Annotated in this window: 20 protein-coding genes; 5 read left to right on the top strand and 15 right to left on the bottom strand. The window is 49.7% G+C overall.

Features of this window, described 5'->3' with window-relative positions; all coding sequences use genetic code 11:
- Window positions 1-71 precede the first annotated feature (71 nt).
- Window positions 72-638, bottom strand: a complete 567-nt coding sequence (locus tag V5J77_RS22415) for a PadR family transcriptional regulator (RefSeq protein ID WP_338553058.1) — start codon at window positions 636-638, stop codon at window positions 72-74.
- Window positions 639-757: 119 nt separating this feature from the next.
- Between V5J77_RS22415 and V5J77_RS22420 the strand changes: the two genes are divergently transcribed.
- Window positions 758-2,206 (top strand): DHA2 family efflux MFS transporter permease subunit, encoded by a 1,449-nt coding sequence (locus V5J77_RS22420; RefSeq protein WP_338553059.1) that lies wholly within the window; start codon window positions 758-760, stop codon window positions 2,204-2,206.
- A gap of 152 nt (window positions 2,207-2,358) precedes the next feature.
- On the opposite strand, the gene V5J77_RS22425 is transcribed toward V5J77_RS22420, so the two are convergent.
- From V5J77_RS22425 to V5J77_RS22455, 7 genes are all read right to left on the bottom strand, one after another.
- Window positions 2,359-3,840, bottom strand: coding sequence for a carboxylesterase/lipase family protein (locus V5J77_RS22425; protein WP_338553060.1), 1,482 nt, complete (start codon window positions 3,838-3,840; stop codon window positions 2,359-2,361).
- A gap of 289 nt (window positions 3,841-4,129) precedes the next feature.
- Window positions 4,130-5,827: an FAD-dependent oxidoreductase gene (locus V5J77_RS22430; protein ID WP_338553061.1), complete on the bottom strand. Its 1,698-nt coding sequence runs from the start codon at window positions 5,825-5,827 to the stop codon at window positions 4,130-4,132.
- A 258-nt stretch (window positions 5,828-6,085) separates the two neighbouring features.
- Entirely contained in the window at window positions 6,086-7,093 is a 1,008-nt protein-coding gene (locus V5J77_RS22435) for a LacI family DNA-binding transcriptional regulator (protein ID WP_338553062.1), read from the bottom strand.
- 75 nt (window positions 7,094-7,168) lie between these two features.
- On the bottom strand, window positions 7,169-9,118 hold the full coding sequence (locus V5J77_RS22440; RefSeq protein WP_338553063.1) for a beta-galactosidase: 1,950 nt from the start codon (window positions 9,116-9,118) through the stop codon (window positions 7,169-7,171).
- Window positions 9,119-9,155: 37 nt separating this feature from the next.
- Entirely contained in the window at window positions 9,156-9,980 is an 825-nt protein-coding gene (locus V5J77_RS22445; protein WP_338553064.1) for a carbohydrate ABC transporter permease, read from the bottom strand.
- Window positions 9,981-10,829 carry a sugar ABC transporter permease gene (locus tag V5J77_RS22450; RefSeq protein WP_338553065.1) on the bottom strand — a complete coding sequence of 283 codons (849 nt, stop codon included), beginning with the start codon at window positions 10,827-10,829 and terminating at the stop codon, window positions 9,981-9,983.
- Window positions 10,830-11,349: 520 nt separating this feature from the next.
- Window positions 11,350-12,690 carry an extracellular solute-binding protein gene (locus tag V5J77_RS22455; RefSeq protein WP_338553066.1) on the bottom strand — a complete coding sequence of 447 codons (1,341 nt, stop codon included), beginning with the start codon at window positions 12,688-12,690 and terminating at the stop codon, window positions 11,350-11,352.
- Between the two features lie 316 nt (window positions 12,691-13,006).
- Here V5J77_RS22455 and V5J77_RS22460 point away from each other — a divergent pair, with 316 nt between their 5' ends.
- Window positions 13,007-13,417, top strand: coding sequence for a VOC family protein (locus V5J77_RS22460; protein ID WP_338553067.1), 411 nt, complete (start codon window positions 13,007-13,009; stop codon window positions 13,415-13,417).
- A gap of 88 nt (window positions 13,418-13,505) precedes the next feature.
- On the opposite strand, the gene V5J77_RS22465 is transcribed toward V5J77_RS22460, so the two are convergent.
- The 6 genes from V5J77_RS22465 to V5J77_RS22490 all read right to left on the bottom strand — a co-directional run bounded on the left by V5J77_RS22465 (window position 13,506) and on the right by V5J77_RS22490 (window position 20,142).
- Window positions 13,506-14,072 carry a carbonic anhydrase gene (locus V5J77_RS22465; RefSeq protein ID WP_338553068.1) on the bottom strand — a complete coding sequence of 189 codons (567 nt, stop codon included), beginning with the start codon at window positions 14,070-14,072 and terminating at the stop codon, window positions 13,506-13,508.
- A gap of 201 nt (window positions 14,073-14,273) precedes the next feature.
- Window positions 14,274-15,317, bottom strand: a complete 1,044-nt coding sequence (locus V5J77_RS22470) for a zinc-binding alcohol dehydrogenase family protein (RefSeq protein ID WP_338553069.1) — start codon at window positions 15,315-15,317, stop codon at window positions 14,274-14,276.
- The gene (locus V5J77_RS22475) at window positions 15,314-16,282 is read right to left on the bottom strand and encodes an aldo/keto reductase (protein ID WP_338553070.1); all 969 of its coding nucleotides are present in this window, start codon (window positions 16,280-16,282) and stop codon (window positions 15,314-15,316) included. The genes V5J77_RS22470 and V5J77_RS22475 overlap by 4 nt, the downstream gene beginning before the upstream one ends.
- A gap of 14 nt (window positions 16,283-16,296) precedes the next feature.
- Window positions 16,297-17,811 (bottom strand): altronate dehydratase family protein, encoded by a 1,515-nt coding sequence (locus tag V5J77_RS22480; RefSeq protein WP_338553071.1) that lies wholly within the window; start codon window positions 17,809-17,811, stop codon window positions 16,297-16,299.
- Complete coding sequence (locus V5J77_RS22485; protein ID WP_338553072.1) at window positions 17,804-19,315, bottom strand: tagaturonate reductase; 1,512 nt, start codon at window positions 19,313-19,315, stop codon at window positions 17,804-17,806. Before V5J77_RS22485 ends, V5J77_RS22480 begins: the two co-directional genes overlap by 8 nt.
- Window positions 19,312-20,142, bottom strand: a complete 831-nt coding sequence (locus tag V5J77_RS22490; protein ID WP_338553073.1) for an amidohydrolase family protein — start codon at window positions 20,140-20,142, stop codon at window positions 19,312-19,314. The genes V5J77_RS22485 and V5J77_RS22490 overlap by 4 nt, the downstream gene beginning before the upstream one ends.
- 259 nt (window positions 20,143-20,401) lie before the next feature.
- On the opposite strand from V5J77_RS22490, the gene V5J77_RS22495 reads away from it, so the two are divergent.
- Window positions 20,402-21,277 (top strand): AraC family transcriptional regulator, encoded by an 876-nt coding sequence (locus tag V5J77_RS22495; protein WP_338553074.1) that lies wholly within the window; start codon window positions 20,402-20,404, stop codon window positions 21,275-21,277.
- Window positions 21,278-21,335: 58 nt separating this feature from the next.
- Here the strand turns inward: V5J77_RS22495 and V5J77_RS22500 are convergent, their stop codons facing one another.
- Entirely contained in the window at window positions 21,336-21,785 is a 450-nt protein-coding gene (locus tag V5J77_RS22500) for a MarR family transcriptional regulator (protein WP_338553075.1), read from the bottom strand.
- Between the two features lie 268 nt (window positions 21,786-22,053).
- On the opposite strand from V5J77_RS22500, the gene V5J77_RS22505 reads away from it, so the two are divergent.
- Together V5J77_RS22505 and V5J77_RS22510 are read left to right on the top strand one after the other, a co-directional pair.
- Window positions 22,054-22,674 (top strand): TetR/AcrR family transcriptional regulator, encoded by a 621-nt coding sequence (locus V5J77_RS22505; protein WP_338556996.1) that lies wholly within the window; start codon window positions 22,054-22,056, stop codon window positions 22,672-22,674.
- Between the two features lie 3 nt (window positions 22,675-22,677).
- A complete protein-coding gene (locus tag V5J77_RS22510) occupies window positions 22,678-23,025 on the top strand; it encodes a DUF4260 domain-containing protein (RefSeq protein WP_338553076.1) in 348 nt (115 codons plus the stop codon).
- Window positions 23,026-23,054: the final 29 nt, after the last annotated feature.

The raw sequence follows: 23,054 nt of genomic DNA on the forward strand, positions 1-23,054 counted from the left end.
TTCCCTTTCACAGGACGCTTAATCCGTTCAAGAAACGGGCTAAGCGTCCTCTTTGCGTATCCTTCTGCTTGTCAGCCCTCCAGCCACTCGCTCGCCTCCAGCTCCTTCATCGCCCATTCGCAAAAAGCTAAGGACGCCCGCGTATCCATCTTTCGTTTGCTAAGAAGCAAATATCGCCCGAGCAGCCGTGCGTTATGCTTGCGCGCATTCTCCCCGCTTACCCGCTTCTCCTCCAGAGCCCGCATAAGCCCATCGTAGCGCACAAGCTCGCTCCTGCAAAACGCCTCGCGCGTAACGAGCAAGGCTTTCGCCTTTTCTGGCTCTGACAGCCATAAGCCATACAGCTTAAAATGAAGCTCATCCCGCAGCACGGGGTTTTCCGCAGGCAGCTCTACCCATTTTCCCAGCTGCGTTAGCCCTTTGTCGGTGATGGAATATTCCTTTTTGTCCGGCTTATCCTGCTGCTCGATCCGTTCAAAGGCGATATAACCGTTCTGCTCCAGCGCAGCCAGCAGCGGATAAATTTGACTGTGGCCCGCTTGCCACAGCGGCTTGATTTTTTGAGCCAAATCATAGCCTGTCAGCGGACTTGCACTTAGCAAAGCAAGCAATCCATAGGATAATGTGTTTAATCGCATCGTATAACGACCTCCCAATATGTCATTATTGACATATAAAATGCATAGGTGTAACATAAATAATACAGATTATTATATGTAAAAGTAGACATATAAGCAATGACAGGAGGACATTTGTTTTGGAGGAGCAGACGACTACCATACGATTTTGGCCAATTATGATTGCGATATTCTTTGGAACGTTCCTTTCCGTGCTAAGCACAACGACGATTAATATTGCGCTTCCGCTGCTGATGGAGCATTTTCATTCGGAGCTTTCCACCATGCAGTGGATGGTGACGGGCTTTATGCTGGCTACCGGCGTTATTTCACCACTGGTTGGGTATTTAGGAGGACGATTCAGCTATAAGCGATTATATTTATACGCGCTAGTCGGCTTTACGCTGTTTTCGTTTTTGTGTGCGGCCGCATGGGATACAAGCTCGCTGATCGTATTTCGGATGCTGCAAGGGGCATGCAGCGGGCTGATCATGTCCTGTACGATGACGATTATTTTTCAGGTCGTGCCGAAGGAGCGCCGAGCGTTTGCAGTGAGCCTATGGTCGCTGTCGGCAATGGTCGCGCCTGCGATTGGACCGACTTTCAGCGGCTGGCTGCTGCAGCAGGCAAGCTGGCATTGGCTGTTTTTGTTCAATGTGCCGATCGGGCTGATTGCGATTATTTTGACCCAAAGGCTGATTCCTTATTATCGAATGAACATCCCGAAGTCGCTCGATATTCCGGGCGTCATGACCGTTATTCTCGGCAGTCTGGCGCTGCTCATCGCTTTCAGCGAAGGCAACAGCTGGGGGTGGAGCTCATGGAAAACGCTGCTGCTTATGGCTGTAGGCGTTGCCTTGCTAGTGCTTTTTGTTTGGCGGGAGCTGACAGCTAAGGAGCCGCTGCTGAATTTACGCGTGTTTCGCATTCGCCGCTTTACGATCATGCTGAGTATTTATGGCATGGTGACGGTCGCGCTGTATACAGGTACTTATTTGACGCCGCTGTTTTTGCAGCAGGTGCAGCTCCAAAGTCCGCTGGCGACAGGGCTGATTTTGCTGCCCTCCTCCATCATATTGGCGCTTCTAAGTCCGCTAGCAGGAAAGCTCTATCCGAAGCTTGGAGCGGTGAAAATGATCAGCATCGGCATCGTTTTTATTTTCGCTGGGCTGTTTATGCTGAGCTGGCTGCATGTGAATACGGCATACAGCTTCGTGCTATGGGGGATGATTATTCGCAATATCGGGCTTGGCTTTGCTTCCGTTCCGAGCAGCACCGCCTCCATGGAAGAAATTCCGCCCGAGTGGTCCGGCCATGCCGCCTCCATTAGCAACTGGCTTCGCAATGTGCTCAGCTCGTTCGCTATAGCCGTGTTTACAGGGTTAATCTCCAGCCGTTCCGCCGTTCACAGCAGTGAGCTTATTCAGTCTGGGGCTGCCGACACAAATACGATTCGCCTAATGTCGTTTACAATGAGCATTAATGATGTATTTGTGATTGGAGCTATTACGGTGCTGGCTGGCTTCCCTCTTTTGCTGCTGCTTAAGCAGCGGAGGGGTCGGGAAGCGGTTTTGCAGCCAAGCGGATAAGGAATGTGTGGTGCATCCCTACAGCAAAACACCAATGAAATAGGCGACTTTGCCTTCTTCATTGGTGTTTTTTGATTCAAAGCTTATAGGCTGGAGCAGCTCATTCCATTGCAGCTGCTAATATGCGTGATTGCTCTATAGAAGCTGTTGCTTTACAGCTCAAGCAGCTCTCGTTTGTGAGCATCGGGATCAGAAATAACCTGAGTAGCATGATTGAAAATGAACGTCGAGCGCTCCGGCTTGCTGTATACAGGCCACGCAATATGATCAGTCTCAGGCGTGCCCTGTTTGGCAAAAGCAATCCACGCATCCTGCATGCGCCAAGCGAGCTGCCTCATGGATTCATCGGGCATCACGCCCATGCTCTGCATATGCTCCAGCGTGTTGAACACAAAGAAGATTTCAATGCCATGAATCGATTTATGAAGCAGCGGATGCTCCGGCAGCACCCAGTCAAAGCGATACATCCATACCGGCGCATACTCGCTTTGAGCGGTGGCGAACTGCAAGGATGAACGCCAGAAGAAGGCTTCGGTCATCATTTGAGCCTGCCCGTCTGACGTTGGCGGATAAGCTGCAGCGGCGGCAGCGACGTTTTTGATATCAGGCGCCATAATGGTCAACGCTTCAGACATATTAATGTTATCACCATAGGGCATATCGGGCCTGATGAACAAATGCCCTTCATCTAAGTTCGTCCCGATCAGCAGAGGGATGTCTGCGGCAGCACCTTCTTGAATCGCCTCCAGCGGCGACTGCGGGAGCGTTGCCTCATCAAGCACGGGTTGAAACAGCAGCGCCAGTCGATCCCCTGCCTGCTCCTTCAGCTTTTCTCCCGCTGCAAAAATTTGCTCCGCTGGCACGGCTCTAAGCTTCTCAGGCTCGGATGGACTAATGCCGAGCAGCTGAAGCAGGCCCGCCCGAACGCCATCTGCCTGCTGCTGAGGAATAATTTGCGAGGCTCCGCTTTGCATAATGGCACGACTGAACAAGCCCTTCGCCTTCGCCATACTGAGCAGCGCTGCAATGCTCATGCTGCCTGCCGATTCTCCAAAAATAGTGACGGCAGCCGGATCTCCGCCAAACGCCGCAATATTATTTTTCACCCATTCCAGTGCAGCTATTTGATCGAGAAGCCCTGCATTGGATACGAAGGAGCCGCCAAGCGGCGCTAGATGCAGAAAACCAAACGGCCCCAGCCGATAATTGATCGTCACGACGACTATATTTCCGCGCTTCGCCAGCTCCGATCCATCATACAGAGGCCAGCTTCCAGCTCCGGTCAAAAAAGAGCCGCCATGAATCCATACCATAACCGGAAGCGACGCGTCTGCGGCGTCTCCAGCAACGGCTGATTCCGGAGCCCAGACATTCAAATAGAGGCAGTCTTCGGATTCTAGGCGCGTATCTGCTGCAAGCTCCAACTCTGCCCCATTTTGCCGAGGCTGTATATTTTCAGGACCAAAATGGAAGGCTTCTTTGACGCCCTCCCACCGCTCTGGCGGAACTGGCGCTGCAAATCGCAGCTCATCTACTGGCGGCTTGGCATAGGGAATCCCCTTCCAAACCGAAATTCCGTTCAACTGTTGACCGCTAACTCTGCCATCCTTTGTACTGACCTCGATCGTTGTCATGCTTCACACTCCCTCATTGCCCATGATTAATCGTTAAAATAGTTCGAACTAACGAAATGACTGAATTGTTTTTTTGGTCACATTCTTACTAATTATGATAGCAAATGAGCGTTTGCTTATCAATTTTCTCCTCGCTGAATTGAAAAAGGAATCAAAAACAAGCCCCCTTTACACAAGAATGTTGGATAAGGGAGGCTTGATGAATAGACGAAAGCGGCATGTGCCTGCACTAGATGTCCATTTTGCCGCTATATTAAGTTACTGCTTGCGTTCGTTCGTAGTCCCGTTTCTATTCCTGCTCGACTGGCGTCACTGCATAATGCAGCTCCTGCTCAAGCTCAGCAGCATAAGCTGCGCTTGTCTCCTCCGACCAGCCGAACAGCGCTGCCATCTCGGCATGGACTGCTTCCTTCCACTTCAGAACGCGAGCGCGGTCAAACAGCAGGCTGCCTGTACGGCGAATCCAGAAATCCGCAGGCTTCGTTGTCAGCTCATTCTCTAGAGCATACATCAGCTCAATGCGCAGACCGAGTGAGAGCTCTTGACCGCTAGCCGTTGCCTGCCCTTTGTATTGCGGAATAAGTCCAAACACATGATCCACATTTGTGCCAAAATGGCGGGCAAGGCGCTCTGCCTCTTCACGGGAAAGCCCCGCACGAACGCCCTCCTCCGTTTTCTTGGCAACGAAGGCCGGGAATTGCGCCGAGCCGCCGAAGTCGCCGCCCGACAGGGGCAGGTTTTTCGTACCGCTTGGGCGAATGCCGCTGCGACCTTCAGCTGTGAGCTGCGTGCTCACCGTGTTCACGACGCTTTCCGCCATTTTGCGATAGCCTGTCAGCTTGCCGCCTGCAATTGAGATTAATCCGGAGCTCGCTACGAACACCTCATCCTTACGGGAAATTTCCGAAGGGTCTTTGCCTTCTTGATGGATAAGCGGACGGAGACCCGCCCAGCTTGACTCCACATCCGAAGCCTTCAGCTTAATCGAAGGGAACATGAAATTTGCCGCCTGCAAAATATAATCCAAATCCTGCTTCGTCATGCGCGGATGCGCCTTGTCTGCCTTATAGTTTGTATCCGTTGTGCCGATATACGTTTTGCCATCGCGCGGAATCGCGAACACCATACGTCCATCCGGCGTATCGAAATAAACCGCTTGGTGCAGCGGGAAACGCGATTGGTCGAATACCAAATGCACCCCTTTGGTCAAATGAACCGTTTTGCCCTGCTTGGAGCCATCCTGTTCACGCAGCGTATCGACCCAAGGGCCTGTCGCATTGACAACTTTAACGGCACGCACCTTGCTTTCCGCTCCAGACAGCAGATCGCGCACATTAGCGCCAACCACTTTGCCATTCTCATAAATGAACGATTCAACCTTTACATACGGGATCGAAAGAGCGCCCATGTCAACAGCCTTCTTCATCACTTCAATCGTCAGACGCGCATCATCGGTGCGGTACTCTACATAATAGCCGCCGCCCTTCATGCCTTCGCGCTTCAGCAGCGGCTCTCGGCTCATCGTTTCGTCTACGCTGAACATTTTCCGGCGCTCGCCGCGTTTGACGCCTGCCAGAAAATCATATACGCGGAGGCCAAGCGAGGTCGAGAATTTACCAAAGGTACCGCCTGTATAAAAGGGCAGCAGCATCCACTCTGGTGTCGTTACGTGTGGCCCGTTCTCATATACGATTGCGCGCTCTTTACCAACCTCTGCTACAACGCCGATCTCAAGCTGCTTCAAATAACGCAGACCGCCGTGAACGAGCTTCGTCGAACGGCTCGATGTGCCTGCGGCGAAATCCTGCATATCTACAAGAGCCGTCTTAAGGCCGCGCGTCTGGGCATCAAGTGCAATTCCTGCTCCTGTAATGCCACCGCCAATAACGAGCAAATCGAATGTTTCCTCGCCTAGACTACGGTAAAGCTGTTCCCTATTTAATGCGCTAAAAGCACCCTGTTTTGCCGTTCCTGTCTGTTTGCTCATCGTCTTCTCCACCTTTTCAGCTAGTTCTGGTCCAATATCCTGCTTAAAAAAGGAAAACGAAAAAACCGCAAATACCTTAAGCTGCGCAACATCTAGCGCAATGCAAAAGGTTTCTGCGGTGTCTCCGTTTCTCCGACCGAATATTAACTTATGCCCACATTATAGCACAACGGGGCCTGCTCGTAAACAGACTAAAAAAGGGAAGCGCGATGGAAAACCTAACCTTTCACGCAGCAAAGAGCCTTGTTCATCCTGTTATTATATTTTCGAGCAGCTATTCCTAATCGTCAAGGTCGTAGGAATGACGACCTTTTTCGGAATAGATCGCTTCGTGGTCAGACGTTCCGCGAGCAGCTCCACCGCCGTCTCGCCCATATATTCCATATGCACCTTGACCGTCGTCAGCGGCGGCTGAACAAATTCCGAAATCGGAATATCATTGAAGCCCACGAGCGACACCGTACCTGGAACGTCAATTCCCGCCTCATGGAGCGCGCGCAATGCGCCTACAGCCATGGAGTCATTTTCGATAAAAAAGGCTGACGGAAGCTCCCCGCTCTCTATTGCACGGGACATCTGAACATAGCCATCCTCCGAAAACAAATTTTCACCGGTGAATATATATTGGGGATGAAATAGGTTTTTAGCTATCAAGTAGTCCCGCAGCGTCACTTCACGTTCATCCCGTACCCGCTTATTATTGACCATATTATGCCCGCCAATGTATCCAATTCGCTGATGACCCATATCTACAAGATAATCCAGCACTTCCGTAACGGATTTGCGTAAATCAATAATGACAGAATCAAAACGCTGATCATCTGGTGAAGAATCGACGAATACGATTTTGTCCATAGAAGCCGGGAACATATCCAAATCTTCCTTCTCGAAACGTCCAATCGCAATCATGCCATCCAATTCGCCGACCCATTCGCTATAATACGAGCGCTCCTGACGGAACAGCTTGACAACCTTCATTTGACGCTGAAAGCATTCCCGCTCTACTCCAAGACGTACCGCCATATAATAAGGATCAAGCATCTCTTCCTGATCGGAATACCAGTTCACAATGCCGATCCGTGTTATTTCCTTCGCTGCTGCCCCATTACGCTCGCGCAGTGTTTTATAATTCAGCTCTTGTGCAATTTCGAATACCCGCTTGCGTGTATCGTCTCCAACCGATAGAGAGGGATCATAATTCAATACCCTTGATACCGTCGCAATGGACACGTTCGCCAGTTGCGCAATATCTTTAATTGTAGCCACTTCATCATACCCTTTCCTGCCTTAAGATCCAGAGAATGTACATCCGCTGCATCATCAGGCTTTACCGCCACCTAACTAACAGGGATCTATTACAATACTAGCATATGGACTCAGGTTATGTCCGCGAAAATGCTTATGCTCGGCCGTATGATTCATAATAAACCACAATTGGCGCTTGCCGTGCTCCCGCGCATAAACTTCCACACCCTGCTCACTTTCAATATGCCAGATATCCTGTCGAGTTACAATGTCTTTAGATAAATGCTCCATTACATCATTATGGACGCCGCAGCCGATATAATAAACCAGCCCTTGTCCGTAACGATTGCGTGTAATAGCAGCTTGTGGGAAAAAGGGATCATCATAGCTGTATAAGCACTCAGCTGTCTTCGGAATAACCATATCGCGCCATACGGTTGCTGTCGTTTGCAAGCCCTCAAACTCACCGCTGCCGATCAGACGAACCTTGGTACCCTCTGCCAAAGATTCAGAATCCTGTATTTCGACACCACACATATCCGCCACATAACCCGGAAGCGGCAGCTCGAAATGAATATTGTTATTGCGATCCTTAAGTCCTGTACGGAAGGAGAAAATAACGGTACCGCCTGCCTCCGCAAAACGGCTAAGTCGCTCACCCAGCTGCTGATCAATGATTTGCAGTGCCGGAACAAGCAGCACCTTATAGCTGCTAAAATCCCGCGCTGCCGGAATGACATCTATTCGGGCATTACGATTATAGAAGGGCGTGTACAAGCGAAGCAGCTCATTCGTAAAATCAAACGCTGCGCTTTGCCTTTGCGAGCGCCACGACCACACATTATCATAGTCATAAAGCACCGCCACATCCGCTTGAATTTCTGCTTGGAGTGCATTTGCATAAGGAGCAATTCCCTCGAATACCGCCTTTGCCTCATCGAATTTACGGCCATAGCGACCATCGTGATCGACGATGCCGTAGCAGAACTGCTCGGCACCGCGCGTCATGCCGCGCCAACAAAAATACAGCATGTTCGTGCAGCCATGCGCAAACGCTTGAAACGACCACATTTTCGCCTGATCAGGCTTCGGCAAATAGCCAATGACATCGTGACCCTGCATGCCCATCAGTTGCTCGACAATCCAGAAGTTTTGCCCCTTTAGTCCGCGGTTAAAATCATGCCCGAGGGCAATCGCCGCTGGCGTAATCGGCTCTGTCAGTCCGCCCCAAACCGGATAATTGTCGTACGAGACAAAATCCATCGTTTTCACATTTTCCTCATGATCGAACCATTTGCCGAAGAAGCCGCCCGACACATTTGTCGTTACTTGCTGGTGCGCTCCCTTATGCTTGTGAACGATGGCCGTCATTTCCTGAGCATAACGATTGAGTGAATCCGAACGGAAGCGCGCCCAATCGAGCTGTAAGGAAGGATTATGCGTCGTGATCGTTTTGACGGGCATTGGAATTTCAGCAAAATCGTTATACGTCTGCCCCCAGAAAATCGTGCCGTACGTTTCATTAAGCACAGCAATATCGCCGTATTTGTCAGCCAAATAAAGCTGGAAGCTCTGATGGCACTGCGCACAGTAGCACATATCGCTGCCCTCATGGCCGAATTCATTATCTACCTGCCAGACGACAATGTCCGGCTCGCTGCTGTAATGCTCCACCAGCTTGCGCGTTATACGTCCGCTGTACGCGCGGTATTCCTTTGAGTTGTAGCAGTATTGGCGTCGCCCGCCAAAAGCACGTGCTTGACCATTTTCATCCTCAGACAAAATCGTCGGATATTTATGCGCCAGCCAAGCCGGAAAGGTCGCCGTTGGTGTGCCAAACATGACCTTCAGACCCTTCGACTTGATCTGCGCCAGCGCTTTGTCATAGAAGGAAAAGTCGAAAACGCCGTCCTGCTTCTCCATGCCATGCCAGCCGAACTCACCAATACGCACCATATTAGCGCCCAAGCTGATAATGCCGGACAAGTCCGACTCCATCAGCTCCTCCGGCCAATATTCAGGATAATAATCTACCCCGACAAACATAATAGGTTCCTCCTAACGAAAGTAAGGCTCTAGCTGTCTATTCCTTGACGGAGCTTCCGAGCATCCCTTGAATGAAGTATTTTTGCAGCATTAAGAAGAAAAGAATAATCGGGAAGGTTGCGAGCGTTACCCCTGCCATTACTTGACCATAATCAATGCGCGACAAGCCGAATAGGCTCGAGAGCGCAACTGGCATTGTATACATATCCTCGGAGGTTGCAGAAATGAGCGGCCAGAGGAAATTGTTCCATTGGTACATGAACAAATAAATTGCCGTTGCGGCTAGCGCAGGCTTGGAGGACGGCAAAATGATTTTAGTAAACAGTCCCCACTCGCTCACACCATCAATTCTTCCAGCTTCCATCATAGCGTTCGGGACAGCCATCATGTTCTGACGCATGAGAAAAATCGCAAATGGATAGGCGATATTTGGCAAAATCAATGCTTTGTAGGTGCCTAGCCAGCCCCAAGCTGCCATCATTTTAAATACTGGAATAACAATTGCATGGTAAGGAATCATCATGGAAAGCAGAAATATACCGAAAATGACCGTCTTCCCTTTGAAATTAAACTTTGCGAATACATAACCAGCCATCGTGGAAACGACAAGCGCCAGTATCGTATAAACAATCGTTACAAACAAGGAGTTGAACATAACCCGGCCAATGCCGATCGACTCGTTCAAATTCCGGATATTTTCGAACAATTGGTTACCTGGCAAGAGAACAGGCGGTTTAGCAAAAATTTTACCGCTCTCATTCGTGCCTCCAATAATCGCCCAATAGAAGGGAAATAAGGAGATAAAGGAGCCAATAAGCAAAATCAGAGTTGTTATAGAGACGCGTACACGTTTGGCTACCATTTACTCATCCCCCGTTACTTTAAATTGAATGTAGCTGAGAATGCCGATCAAAATAACGATGACATAAGCAAGCGTTGAAGCATAACCGAAGTTGAAATAACGGAAGCCCGTCTGGTACAAATACATGCCGATTGTAATCGTCGCATCACTTGGACCACCTTTAGTAAGGGTATAAGGCTCCTCGAACAATTGCAGCGTACCGATTGTCGACAAAATGGCCGTGAACAAAATAATCGGCTTCAGCTGCGGAATGGTAATGTTGAAAAACTGGCGTACGCGGGTTGCGCCGTCGATGCTTGCTGCTTCATAGAGGGATTCCGATACGTTTTGCAAGCCTGCCAAATAAATAACCATATTGTAGCCCGTCCATCTCCAGGTCATAGCGATAATGAGCGATACCTTCGCCCAAACGGGATGGGACAGCCATGGAATCGGATCAATGCCTACTGCTCCAAGCAGTTGATTCAAAATTCCGTCATTCATTAGAATGATGGAAAAAATGATTGATGCTGCGATAAGGGACGTTACAGCCGGCATGAAAAAAGCCACTCTGAACAGCGCCTTGAAGCGCTTAAGGGAATTAAGCAGCGTCGCCAGCAGCAGGGATGTAAACAGCATGAGCGGCACTTGAACGATCAAAATAATAAACGTGTTTAACAACGCTTTGCCAAATATTTTATCGCTGAACAGCTTAGCGTAATTGTCGACACCAGTAAATACAAGTTCTCCGCTTACGCTGGTCTGGAAGCTCAGCAATAGCGAATAAACGATTGGGTAGCCCATAAATATCGCGAATAGCACGAGTGCCGGGGTAAGAAACAAATACGGAACAAATACTTTTGTTCTCATACTCACCCTTCTTTCTATGTTAGTTTTAGAAGCTTAAGGCGAAAAAGTGTCTGCGCTGCGTAAAAAGCTTGGCTTCCGATCGCCATTACCCTTGAATTTCTCCGAACTCATTTCCCAAGGTGGAAATTCAAGGGTAAAAGCATATGCTTACGAAGCTGCTTTCCTACGGAAAGCTTTAAGCGAACGCTAACGCTTCTCCAGCACAAGCTTTTTACTCCGCTGCGACATTTTCGCCATAAGCTTCATTTTGTAGGCAATTGAAAAACAGGAGATAGCCTTCCTGTTTTGCAGGTTTAATAATCAGGAAATTAGAGCTTAAGATAATAGGAACCTCTGAGAATAGTGTCATCAGAGAATAATGACATGACAGAATAATGGCATAAGTGAATAAGAGATCCAGGCGTAAGCGCTGAATCTCTTATCGGACTGCTTTTTTAAGCGTATTTGATTCTTAAAATGCTGGCTTGTTTAAGCCCGGTTACAGGCTGCTACAGGCTAGGCACCGAGACCGTATTACGTATTAACCGCCGTTAACTTCGCGGCTTGTGCGATCCTTCAGACGAGCTGCCGCTTCCTTCAAAGCATCAGCTGCCGGCTTGCCGTTGAATACATCGGATTGTGCTTTAACCGATTCATCAAGAGCAACGGAGTAATCTTTTGTGTAGTAAGGAGTTGGTACCGCATTCATCTCTTGTGCGAACAGCATCCAGATGTTTTGGTTGCTGAAAAACTCAACGCCCGTTGTGAAAACATCCTCGTTATAAACGCTAGTCAGCGATGGGAACAAGCCGTATTTCTCCATAGCTACTTTTTGAACGTCAGGTGTCAAAGAGAAGTATTCCATGAAGCTGTATGCTGCATCTACATTTTTGCTAGTGGAAGTCAAAGCCCAGCTGCTTCCGCCAAGGTTAGCTGCGCGGTTGCCGCCTTTTTCAAAGGCTGGAACCTGCATTACGCCCCATTTACCGCTCAAATCCTTCGCTTGATCAGAAATTGTACCTGTGTACCATGCGCCGAAAGCAATGGAAGCGATCGAACCGTCAACCGTTGCGGAAACCGTGCCATCCCAGCCGTTAACGTCCTTGATCAGACCAGCATCGTCGAATTGCTTTAACGTTTCCAACGCTTTCACATATTTCGGGTTGTTGAAGTCAATATTGCCGTCTTTGTCAAAATAGAAGGCGCCTTGCTCATTGAGCATAATACGAAGCGTTGCATCATCTTTGAATTTATCTGCTGGGAACAGCTGTGCACCTGTTTTTTCTTTAATCAGCTTACCTGCTGCGAGGTAGTCATCCCAAGTTTCAATTTTGGAAGCATCCACGCCCGCTTTCTCAAACAGATCCGTGCGATAGAATACGCCAGTTGGACCCGCATCAAAAGGGAAGGCATAGCTTGCGCCATCTTTTTTCGTCAGCTCTTGCTTGAACGTCGGGAACTCGGAAAGCTTAGCATCAAAGCCTTTTTCCGAAAGGTTCACAAAGCCTTTAGGGAATGCGTCCAGGTACCCTTGCAGCCTGTCATCTTCTACAAGCACGATATCAGGAAGGCCAGCGCCGCCAGCTGCGAGGCCAGTCGACAACTTATCATATACATCAAGGCGACCAATGTCTTGAACCTCAAGCTCAACATTCGGGTGATCCTTCTGGTAAGAAGTAACCGCTTCATTTAAAGCGCCTACATTTACATTCCAAGCCCAAGCTGTCAATTTCACTTTTTCACTGCTAGCCGTGCTGGCAGGACTTGCATTGCCTGCTGTACCAGTGTTGCCTGTGTTGCCTGTTCCGCTGTTGGTGCCGCATGCTGCAAGCACGGTTGACAACAAAAGCAAAGTAGCCGCTGATTTAAAAGATTTCTTCATGTGTAATTCCCCCTCAGAAATATTGTGCCTGTATTTTTGTGCAAGAACGAAAATGATGCGGTTTGCATCCTTCCATCCCAAGGCAAGCTTTCTTTTTTTGAAACCGCTTGCATTGCCTGAGTAAAATATTATTACGTTTTTTACTTAAAGTCAACTTAAAATTTTACTTGTTTTTTAACTTGTTTTTATTGGTTATTTACCTCATTTTCATAATTATCGTGTCCAAAACAAACAAATATAAAGATATTTTCGAAAATAGGTTATACTGAACAGGTTACAAGCCTATACATTTCACAAATGGGAAGGATGCTGCACAATGGCGAGGCTCACGACTTATTTTTTCTCCGAGGATGCTAAAGCACAGGCTGATTTTTATATTCAGGCGCTTGGAGGCGAAATCATTTCCATGATGAAATTCGGTGATTTGCCGGATACGCAAGAGGATGTAAAGGATAAAATTCTTCATTTGGAGATGAAGGCCGCCGGTATAAGCTTCATGCTTTGCGATGCCGTGTACCAGACGCTGACCCATGGAAGTGCCATTAATCTAAGCTTGGAATTTGAAGGAGAAGCGGAAGCACACGACGCATTCCATAAATTATCAGAGGGCGGAACGGTGAAAAAAGAGCTGAGTCCAGAATTTTGGGGCTCGCTGTTCGGACAGCTGGAGGATAAATTCGGCATCCAATGGATGATTACGACGGCTGCAAAGATAAGCGCAGTTTAGCTTTACTTAAGCAGAATTTCTATAAAAAAAGCAAACTCTTTCGCTTATTAAGGAAAGAGCTTGCTTTAATGTTATTTATCGGATAAATCTATTCCTTCTTATAGCCTTCATCCACCAAATCAAGACGTCCTGTCTCTGGATCAATTACGAAGCCATGTACAGGAATATGAGCAGGCATTAGCGGATGGTTGCGAATAATGCCGATGCTGTCCATAACGCCTTCCTCTACCTTGTCGAACCCCTTCAAGAAACGATCCATCTTAATACCCGAGCTCTCAAGCGTCTCAATAACGACTTCAGAAATCCCGTTTTGCTTAAATTTGCTGACCATGCCCTGCGTGTCCAAATTATTCATACCGCAGCCGTGATGCCCGATAACGAGTACTTCCTCAACGCCTAGCTCATAAACAGCAACCAAAATACTCCGCATCGCACTACCGAATGGCTGGGTCAAAATGGCGCCTGCGTTTTTAATGATTTTGGCATCGCCATTGCGCAAATTCAGCGCGTTCGGCAGCAGTTCAACGAGCCTAGTGTCCATGCACGTCAAAATCGCCAGCTTTTTCGCTGGAAACTTATCCGTTAGAAACTGCTCATATCGTTTTTCACCAACAAATTTCTCATTATATGACAATAAATCATTTACAACACTCATTCTTCATTTCCCCCTCTGCAATTGCTAAAGATGCCTTGTACATGAAGACTTGCTCATACAAAAAAAGAAGAGCAGCAGCTCCCCCTTCTTCATTATCCTGCATCGCTCATGCCATCTAAGTAAGCTTGTCTCACACAGGATCAGAAAAGCTAAACTTACTTTAGCATAAGTCGCATTATATGGGCAATAGCAAGAATTAGGCTACAGCTCTACCATCGCTTTAATGACCTTCGATTCAGGTTTCAGCCACTCGTCGAATACGCCAATTAAGCCTTCAAATGACGAACGATGTGTAATTAACCGCTCTACTTTAATACTGCCGCTGGCTACCGCTTCTATTACGATGTCAAAATCCTCACGGGTTGCATTACGGCTGCCCATCAGCGTCAGCTCACGTTTATGAAATTCTGGATCATGAAAGGCAATGTCCGCTTTCACGAGTCCAACATAGACCAGCTTGCCGCCATGCGCTGTCAGGCCGAAGGCATCCGTCATCGAGCGGGCATTGCCCGTTGCGTCAAATACGACGGTCGGAAAGTCTCCCTCCGTCAGCTCGGCGATCCGCTCTTGCGGCTGCTGCAAGGCATGAACCGTTTCATCAACATCAGCCCAATCCTTGCAAAAAGCAAGCCGCTCCTCATTAATATCCATCGCAATAACCCTTGCTCCCCGATGCTTCGCAAACGCCATAACGCCAAGCCCTATCGGCCCTGCACCGATGACGAGCACGGTCTCGCCCGCCTCCAGCTCCGCACGGCGAACGGCATGGGCGCCGATGCTGAGCGGCTCCAGCATGGCCGCCATATCCAGCGACAAGCCATCCGTCTTGATCAGGTGGGTTGCAGGTACCGCGATCAGCTCGCGCATGCCGCCATCCTTATGAACGCCCAGCACCTGCATGGCGGTGCAGCAATTTGTTTTGCCGCGCCTGCATGCGATGCAAGTACCACAGTGCATATAAGGGATGACACTAACTTGATCCCCTGGCTCAAGCCCGGTCACCTGTTCGCCAACTGCTTCTACAATTGCCGCCAGCTCATGGCCGAGAACGCGCGGATATTGGAAAAAAGGCTGGTTTCCTTTATACGCATGCATATCTGTGCCGCAAATACCGATGCGGCGGATGCGAATAATCGCATCCCCTGGGCCAGCGGCAAGTGACCCTTCACCGCCGCCGCCAAAAGCAGGCTGCTCCTGAACGGTCAGCTTGAGAACGTCCGGCTGCTCACATACGATTGCTTTCATGATGTCGCTCTCCCTTGCCCAGCGCCGCCGCTGATGTGCTCGTTATATTCCGGCAAGCCGCTGACCCAGCTTTCATCTGCAAAGGGTGCCAGCAATTGAAGCACTTCCTTAAGCAGACGCTCGTCCATAGGCTCCTCTATCCATGCCGTATTGCGACGGATGTTTTCCGGATTCGCGGTGCTAACCAGCGTCGTCGGAATTTGCTCATTCGCTACGGCAAACTGCATCGCCAGCTTCGCAATATCTGTTCCTTGCGCTGCACAATGCTCGGCAGCACGCAGACAGGCAGCCTTCAGCTCGGCGCTTGCCGGATGCCAGTCTGGCGTTCCTCTTGTACCAAGCAGACCCATCGACAACGGCGATGCGCTCACCAAGCCGACATTGTGCTGCTCAATAAGCGGCAGCAGGCCCAGCAGCGACGTATCATTTAATGAATAGTGGCAATAGGATAAAATAACATCGACTTCCGTATGCGGCAGCCATTTTTCGAATAGCTGCAGCGGCAAGCCAGAAATGCCATAGTGACGGATTTTACCCTGCTCCTTGAGCTTTTGCAGCGCTGGAATTCCCTGTGCTGCATGCTCAGGGGAAACAAACTCAATATCGTGAAGGAACATAAAATCAACGTAATCCGTATTAAGCCGCTGCAAGCTTTCTTCCAAGGAGCTCATAATTCGGCTCTCGGAAAAATCAAAGCTGTCCACGCCATATCGGCCCGCTTTAGTCGAGAGCAGAAACTGGTCGCGCGGCAGCTCCTTAATCGCCTTGCCGAGCACCGTCTCCGCCTTTGTCATCCCGTAATATGGCGAAACGTCGATATAGTTGATTCCTGCATCCAAGGCGGTATGAACGGTGCGAATCGCTTCTTCCTCATTCGTTTCCCTGAATACAGAGCCGAGGGAAGACGCGCCGAAGCTGAGTACGGATACATCCAGCCCGGTTTTTCCTAGTTGTCGATACTTCATCCTGTTCCCTCCGATTACAAAATAACGCCGTCTTTGAAAATCGCAATTTCCTTAAAGCCATTGCGTTCATTATTCGTCTTTGCCTCGCCAGAGGCAAGCGCCAGCAATTGATCCCACAACTCATCGGTCAGCTCATTCATCGTCTTGCCTTCAAGCAGCTGTCCTGCGTTGAAGTCGATCCAGTTCTTTTTGCGTCCCGCCAGTTCGCTGTTCGTCGCAATCTTCACCGTTGGCACCGGACCGCCGAACGGCGTTCCCCGACCTGTCGTAAACAGCACGATATGTGCGCCGCCTGCGGACAATGCCGTTACCGATACGAGATCATTGCCCGGCGCCTCCAGCAAGTTCAGGCCAGTATGCGTAATTCGCTCGCCATAAGGAACTACGTCCTTCACCAAGGCGTGACCGCCCTTTTGCGTGCAGCCGAGCGACTTTTCCTCCAAAGTACTGATGCCGCCAGCCTTGTTGCCCGGCGAAGGATTTTCATAAATTTCCTGATCATGACGGATAAAATATTGCTTAAAATCATTAATTAAATGTACGATTTTGCCAAAAATCTGCTCATTTTCAGCGCGATTCATCAATATCGTTTCGGCGCCAAACATTTCCGGCACCTCGGTCAAAATCGCTGTGCCGCCCGCCTCAATCAAGCGATCCGAAACCGTCCCAACTAGCGGATTAGCGGTAATGCCCGACAAGCCGTCCGAGCCGCCGCATTTGAGCCCCAGCTTGAGCTTAGCAACCGGTACCGGCTCTCGCTTGAAGCGCTCTGCGAATTCGACGAGAGCGTCGATTTCCTCAAGCGCAGACTCCAGCTCGTCTTCAACATCCTGCGACTTAATAAACTTGACGCGCTCTGGATTGTAGTCCCCGATTGCCTGCTTAAACAGGTCGATCTGATTATTTTCACAGCCGAGTCCCATGACGAGCACGCCTGCCGCATTCGGATGGTTCACAAGCGAAGCGAGCAGCTTCTGCGTGTGCTGGAGATCGTCGCCAAGCTGTGAGCAGCCAAACGGATGAGCAAAATGATAAATGCCATCAACGCGTCCCGCATACATCGCATCAGCCCGCCGTGCTACGATTTCACAGGTTTTGTTAATGCAGCCGACCGTATTAATGATCCAAATTTCATTGCGGATGCCAACCTCGCCGCCATCGCGCACATACCCTTGAAACGTCTGGTTGGCACGATTCGTCGAGCTCTTAGCTGGCGCTGCCGATTCCTCGCGACCCTTGGCCGGATCATACGAATATTCCAGAAAGCCTTTGAGTCCAGTTCCAATATTATGCGTATGCACCCAGCTGCCTGCCGGAATATCCGATTTGGCGATGCCGATGGAATAGCCAAACTTGAGCACATGTGCGTCCTGCGGGATTGGCGTCGAAGCAATTTTATGCCCTTTGGGCACATCCTCAAGCAGTTCCAGCTCCCTGCCGTTTTCAAGCGTCAGCTTATCTCCTCGGGAAAGCGGCGTAAGCGCTATAACGACCTGATCCTTCTCATTTAACCGAACCCAGTTATTCATGCTGATCACGCTCCAGTTCCTCTAGTTGGGAAGCTACCGCTTCTACCAAGCCCGGTACGTCCTGCAAGTTGCGTCCCCACAGCTCGCTTAAGGCCAGCAGCCGCTCTGCCTGTGCTTGTGCCGAGCCCGCCGCTGCTGCGCCTTGTCCCGTTTCTTCCGAAGCCCACGCCGCTGCAAGCGCCGCTAGTGCCCCAGCATCGTCGCGTACTGTATACGCATTTCCGAGCAAATCCGTACCTGTATATGCGCCTGCTCCATCGCTCTCTACTTTATAGTAGCGCAGCAAGCCGGCAAAAGCGCGCACCAGCCGTGCTGGCACTAGCTGGCCGCGATCAGCATAATCCAGCAGCGATGGCAGCAGTCTGACCTTGAACTTACTGATGCTGTTCATCGCAATATCTGCAAGCCGGTGGCGAATGAACGGATTGAGAAAGCGCTCATAGACCGCAGCGGCATAATCCTTCAGCTCACCCTCAGGCAGCGGCAGTGCCGGAATAATCTCCTTCTCTACGGCCTCACGAACATAGGGGCCAAACTCCGCATGCTCCATTACCTCGCGCACCTGCTCCAGTCCATGGACGAGCGCAAGCGGTGTCATTAGCGTATGGGCGCCATTCAGTATGCGTACCTTCCGCAGCTGAAATGGCTTCAAATCGTCCACAAAATGCACATTAAGCCCTGCGCTGCGCAGCGGCAGCTGCTTATCCAGCTCCGGCCCCGCTTCAATCGCCCAAAAATGGTATGGCTCCGCTGTCGTCAGCATCGGGTCCTCATAGCCCCACTCCGCAAACCATTGCTGCGCCTGCTGCTCATCAGGGTAGCCCGTCACGATTCGGTCTACAAGCGAGTTAAGGAAGCGATTATGCTGCTCCACCCATTGCTTGAACGACTGCGGGAAGCCCCAATCCTCGCTATAGCGCAGCACACAAGCTTTCAGCTCGTCGCCATTGCGCTCCAGCAGCTCGCATGGCAGGCAAATCAACCCGCTATCCGCAGCGCCTTGGAATGCGAGAAAACGGCGATACAGCAAATAAGCAAGCTTGCCCGGGTAAGACTGAATCGGCTGGCCTTCCAGCAGCGGCTCCGGCCTGTAGGCAAGTCCCGCTTCTGTCGTGTTGGAGACGACGAATCGCAAATCCTTGCTTTCCGCAAGCTTCACTAGCGACTCCCATTCCGAATAGGGATCAAATGCCTTTGCAAAAACGGTGACCACTTCCTTACGCTCTACCGCAGCGCCATTTTCCAATCCTCGAATGACTAGCGTATAAAGACCATCCTGCTTGGCCAAAGCGTCAATTTTCGGCTTGCCGCCTGGACGCGGCTGCGTCACCGCGACTCCGCCGCCGAACAGACCTTGCTTATGGCATTCCTGAAGCATCCAATCCGCAAAGCCGCGCAAAAAGTTTCCTTCGCCAATTTGCAGCACCGTTATTGCGCCTGCTTGAACCGCCTCGTACCGTTCATTATCTTCCTGTGTCAAAAGCTTCTTATTTAACTGGCTCATAGTTTATAAAACTCCTTTGCATTTAGTCCGAAAAGCTTGCTTCTCTCTGCTTCTCCCCATGAGGCTGGCAGCGCCTGCTCCAGCACATCCACAACCTCATCGTAGCCTGCCGCCAGCAGACAAACCGGCCAATCACTGCCGAACATGACTCGGTCTGGTCCGAAGGCCTCCAGCACATGGCGAATATACGCGATAAAATGCTCGGGCCGCCAGCTGTCATGACTCGCCTCTGTGACCATTCCCGACAGCTTGCAATACAGCTTCGGATATCGCGCCAGCTCCGTTATTTGGCTGCGCCAAGGGTCAAGCTCGCCCGCCGCAATTCGCGGCTTCGCCAAATGATCAATAACACCGCGCAAATTCGGCACCTGCTTCATAATCTGAACGAGCGAATCAAGCTGATTCGAGGTGAGGAGCAGGTCAATAGGCGTATCCCGCGTCTCATACTCCCTCATCGCATTAACGAACGTCTGCTGCAAAATCACTTCCGCATCCTTCAGCTCTTGGATCATCACGCGGAACCCCACGAACCGCTGATGACGAGTAAACTGCTCGAAGTGACTTAAATGCTCGGGATCAAACAAATCGAGATAACCGACAACACCCGCAATCGACTCCGTGCGGTCGCTCAGGGCGAGTAAATATTCGGTCTCTGCCAGCGTTGGAGCGGCTTGCACCGCGATTGTATGGCTAATGCCATGCCGATTCAGGCTCGGCTGCAAATGCTCCGGCCCATAATCGCGGTAAAGCACAGCAATCTCGGGTGTAATCCAGCCGTAATCGCCCCGCTCAATTGCCCAGTAATGCTGATGCGCATCAATCCTCATCGTTGCTTCCCCCTATAAGATGATATTTTCAAATGAATATAGACGTGTAATTGTTAACGTTTTCAAAGCAGTATCCGCTCTTATACCGAAACCTGCTCCCACTGCTGTTTATTCCTTTGCTCTTATTATAAATGCCAATAATGACATTAAAAATAACGTATTCCTGCATATTTGTACTGTATTTTGATTTTTGTTATGCTGGACTATAGAAGCCTATCGCGCTTGACCTAGACTGCCGCAAGGAGGTGTCGTTTCACTTATGAAGCCGTTTCGCAAGCCGTTCGAGGTTGGCAGCTCATTCCCTTTCGATCTCGTCTACCGTGACCGCAAGCATTGGCAGACCGAGCTGCCCGATCATCTGCATGACTGGTATGAGCTTGTCTACATTTATGAGGGCAAGGGCACTTTTTTTATCGACCAAACCTTTTACGATATGAAGCAGGGCGATTTATTCATTATCCCGGGCAATACGATACATCGCTCCTTTCCCGATAAGGAGGAGCCGGTGACATCGACGGCGATTTTCTTCAGTACCTTATTCGTCCAAACCGCATCGTTCGGGGACAGCTTCTCCTATTTGCGCTGCTTTGACCATGCTAAAAAGCATAAACGCTACAAATTTGAGCCGACTATGCAGGAGCGGCTTAAGCTGGAGCGGCTCATTGATGAGCTAGAGCTTGAGCAGCGTGAGCAGCAGCCCGGCTATCGGCAGGCGGTATTGCTGCAGCTGGAGCATATATTGCTGCTGATGAACCGCCGGATTATTGCGAGCAGCCGCGAATATGCGAAGGCGGATAGCCCATTGATCGGCCCGCTATGGATGCGAAGCATCCTTCACTATATTGATGAGCATCCCGAGAGCCCGCTGGGCTTGTCCGTATTGGCGCAAATGGCGGCGGTCACGCCGGCCCATTTTTCCCGCGTATTTAAGCAGCTCACCGGTATGAATGTCACCGACTATGTGACAGCGAAGCGCATTATTCGCGCCAAGGAACTGCTGCTGGCAAGCGACGACAACGTTCGGCTCATCGCCGAAGCCTGCGGCTTTGAGAGCCTGCCCCATTTTCACCGCATGTTCAAAAAGGTAACCGGGCAAACGCCTGCCGCATATAAAAAAGCGACGCCAGCCGAATAAAGTAACGGCAGAGGCATTCCCGGTATTAGTCGGAAATAGCTCTGCCGTTATTCAAGCATCAGCTTAGCTGCTCTGCGCCAAGCCCGATTTTTTTGAGCAGCTGGATCAGCAGCTCTTTCTCCGAATCATCAATGAAGGACAGATTACGTGAAATCATCTTCGCATGTTTTGGGAAAATTTCATTAAACAGCTGTGTACCCGCTTCCGTAAGGGCAGCATTGGAGGCTCTGCGATCGGTCGGGCTTGGGTGCCGCTTGACGTATCCCTTTTTCTCAAGCTTGTCTACGACATAAGTAATGCTTCCGGTTGGGATGGAGAAGGTTTCGCTGATTTTCGTAATCAGCTGCGGCCCCTTGCTGTATAATAGCTCCAGAATAATGAATTGCTCCGGCTCAACGCCATGGCTTGCGATGTCTTTTTTTACATTTCCAAACACAGCCATCGACGCTTTGCTCCACACGCGGAACAGCCGCAAATCCAGCTCGGTACGCTCATCGGCTTGATCCATTTATCCAAAACCTCCTTCCCGTCTAAAATAACCCCGATGCCGCGATTTAATTAGCGACATGAATTTTTCCTGCATCCTCTGACTGTACCACTATAAAATCTTTATTTGCAAATCAAATTTCCTGCTCGGTCAGAACAATTAAGAAACCTAATGAATAACGGCGGTAATATTTCTTTGCATAGAGTATTGACTGTTCAACCAAACAGTATTACAATCCATACATAGGAACTGACTGTTCAATCAAACAGTATTGGAGACAGATCAAGTGATGACTAAAACACAAGCGCCCCATCAAGAAGAACGAAGAAGTGCCATCTTGCAAGCAGCATTCACGCTATTCGGACAGACAGGCTACACAAAGGCAACCATGAAAGACATTGCAACCAAGGCGGGAGTAGCGCAAGGGCTGATCGGCTACCATTTCAGCACGAAAGAGACGCTATTAGTCGAAGTGGTCAGAGAGTGGATGATTAACAAAGGCTTGAAGGAGGCCTATGCAACCTTGGATCTGAACGCAGCACCTGCAAAGATTCTTCAGCAGGGGCTACTCCATGTCGTTGAATTTCGCAAAAATAACCCGGAGTGGTTCACATTATTAATCAGTCTTTGGACAGAAAGCGTGAACAACGAAAAGCTCGCCAAAGAGGTGCAGGAGCTGTATAAGGAAATGAAGCTCAGCATTATGGAAATCATTAATCGCATGGAATTGCAGCTAGAACAGAGTGAAAAGGAAACTTTAGCCTCACTAATACAAGCTGTTTTCGACGGATTGACGCTTCAAGCTCCTGTACTGCTGTCTCCAGAGCCGCTCTCCTACGAGCAGGTGTCAACGGGAATCGGATGGCTGCTTAACGGAATTCAAACTACAAACGACAACAAAGGAGAATAAACCATGAATGGGAAATTGATTAGAATCGAAGGCTTGATCGTTCTGGCACTAGGCACTTACTTCTACTTTTCCAGCGGATACAACTGGATAATCTTCCTATTGCTGCTGTTGTTTCCTGACTTGTTTATGTTCGGATATGCAATCAACAAAAAGATCGGAGCTTATGTGTATAATATTGCCCATACGTATGCCACGCCTTTGCTGTTTTTACTGGCGGGACTGACTTTCTCGGTCGACTTCATCACTATGATCAGCTTCATCTGGATTGCTCATATTGGCATGGACCGAATGGTCGGCTACGGACTTAAATACGAAACAGATTTTAAAGATACGCATATCCAAAGAATATAACATTCGCACATCGCATGCACTTCGCTTCT

The organism is Paenibacillus sp. KS-LC4, assembly GCF_036894955.1.
Classification (GTDB): Bacteria; Bacillota; Bacilli; order Paenibacillales; family Paenibacillaceae; genus Pristimantibacillus.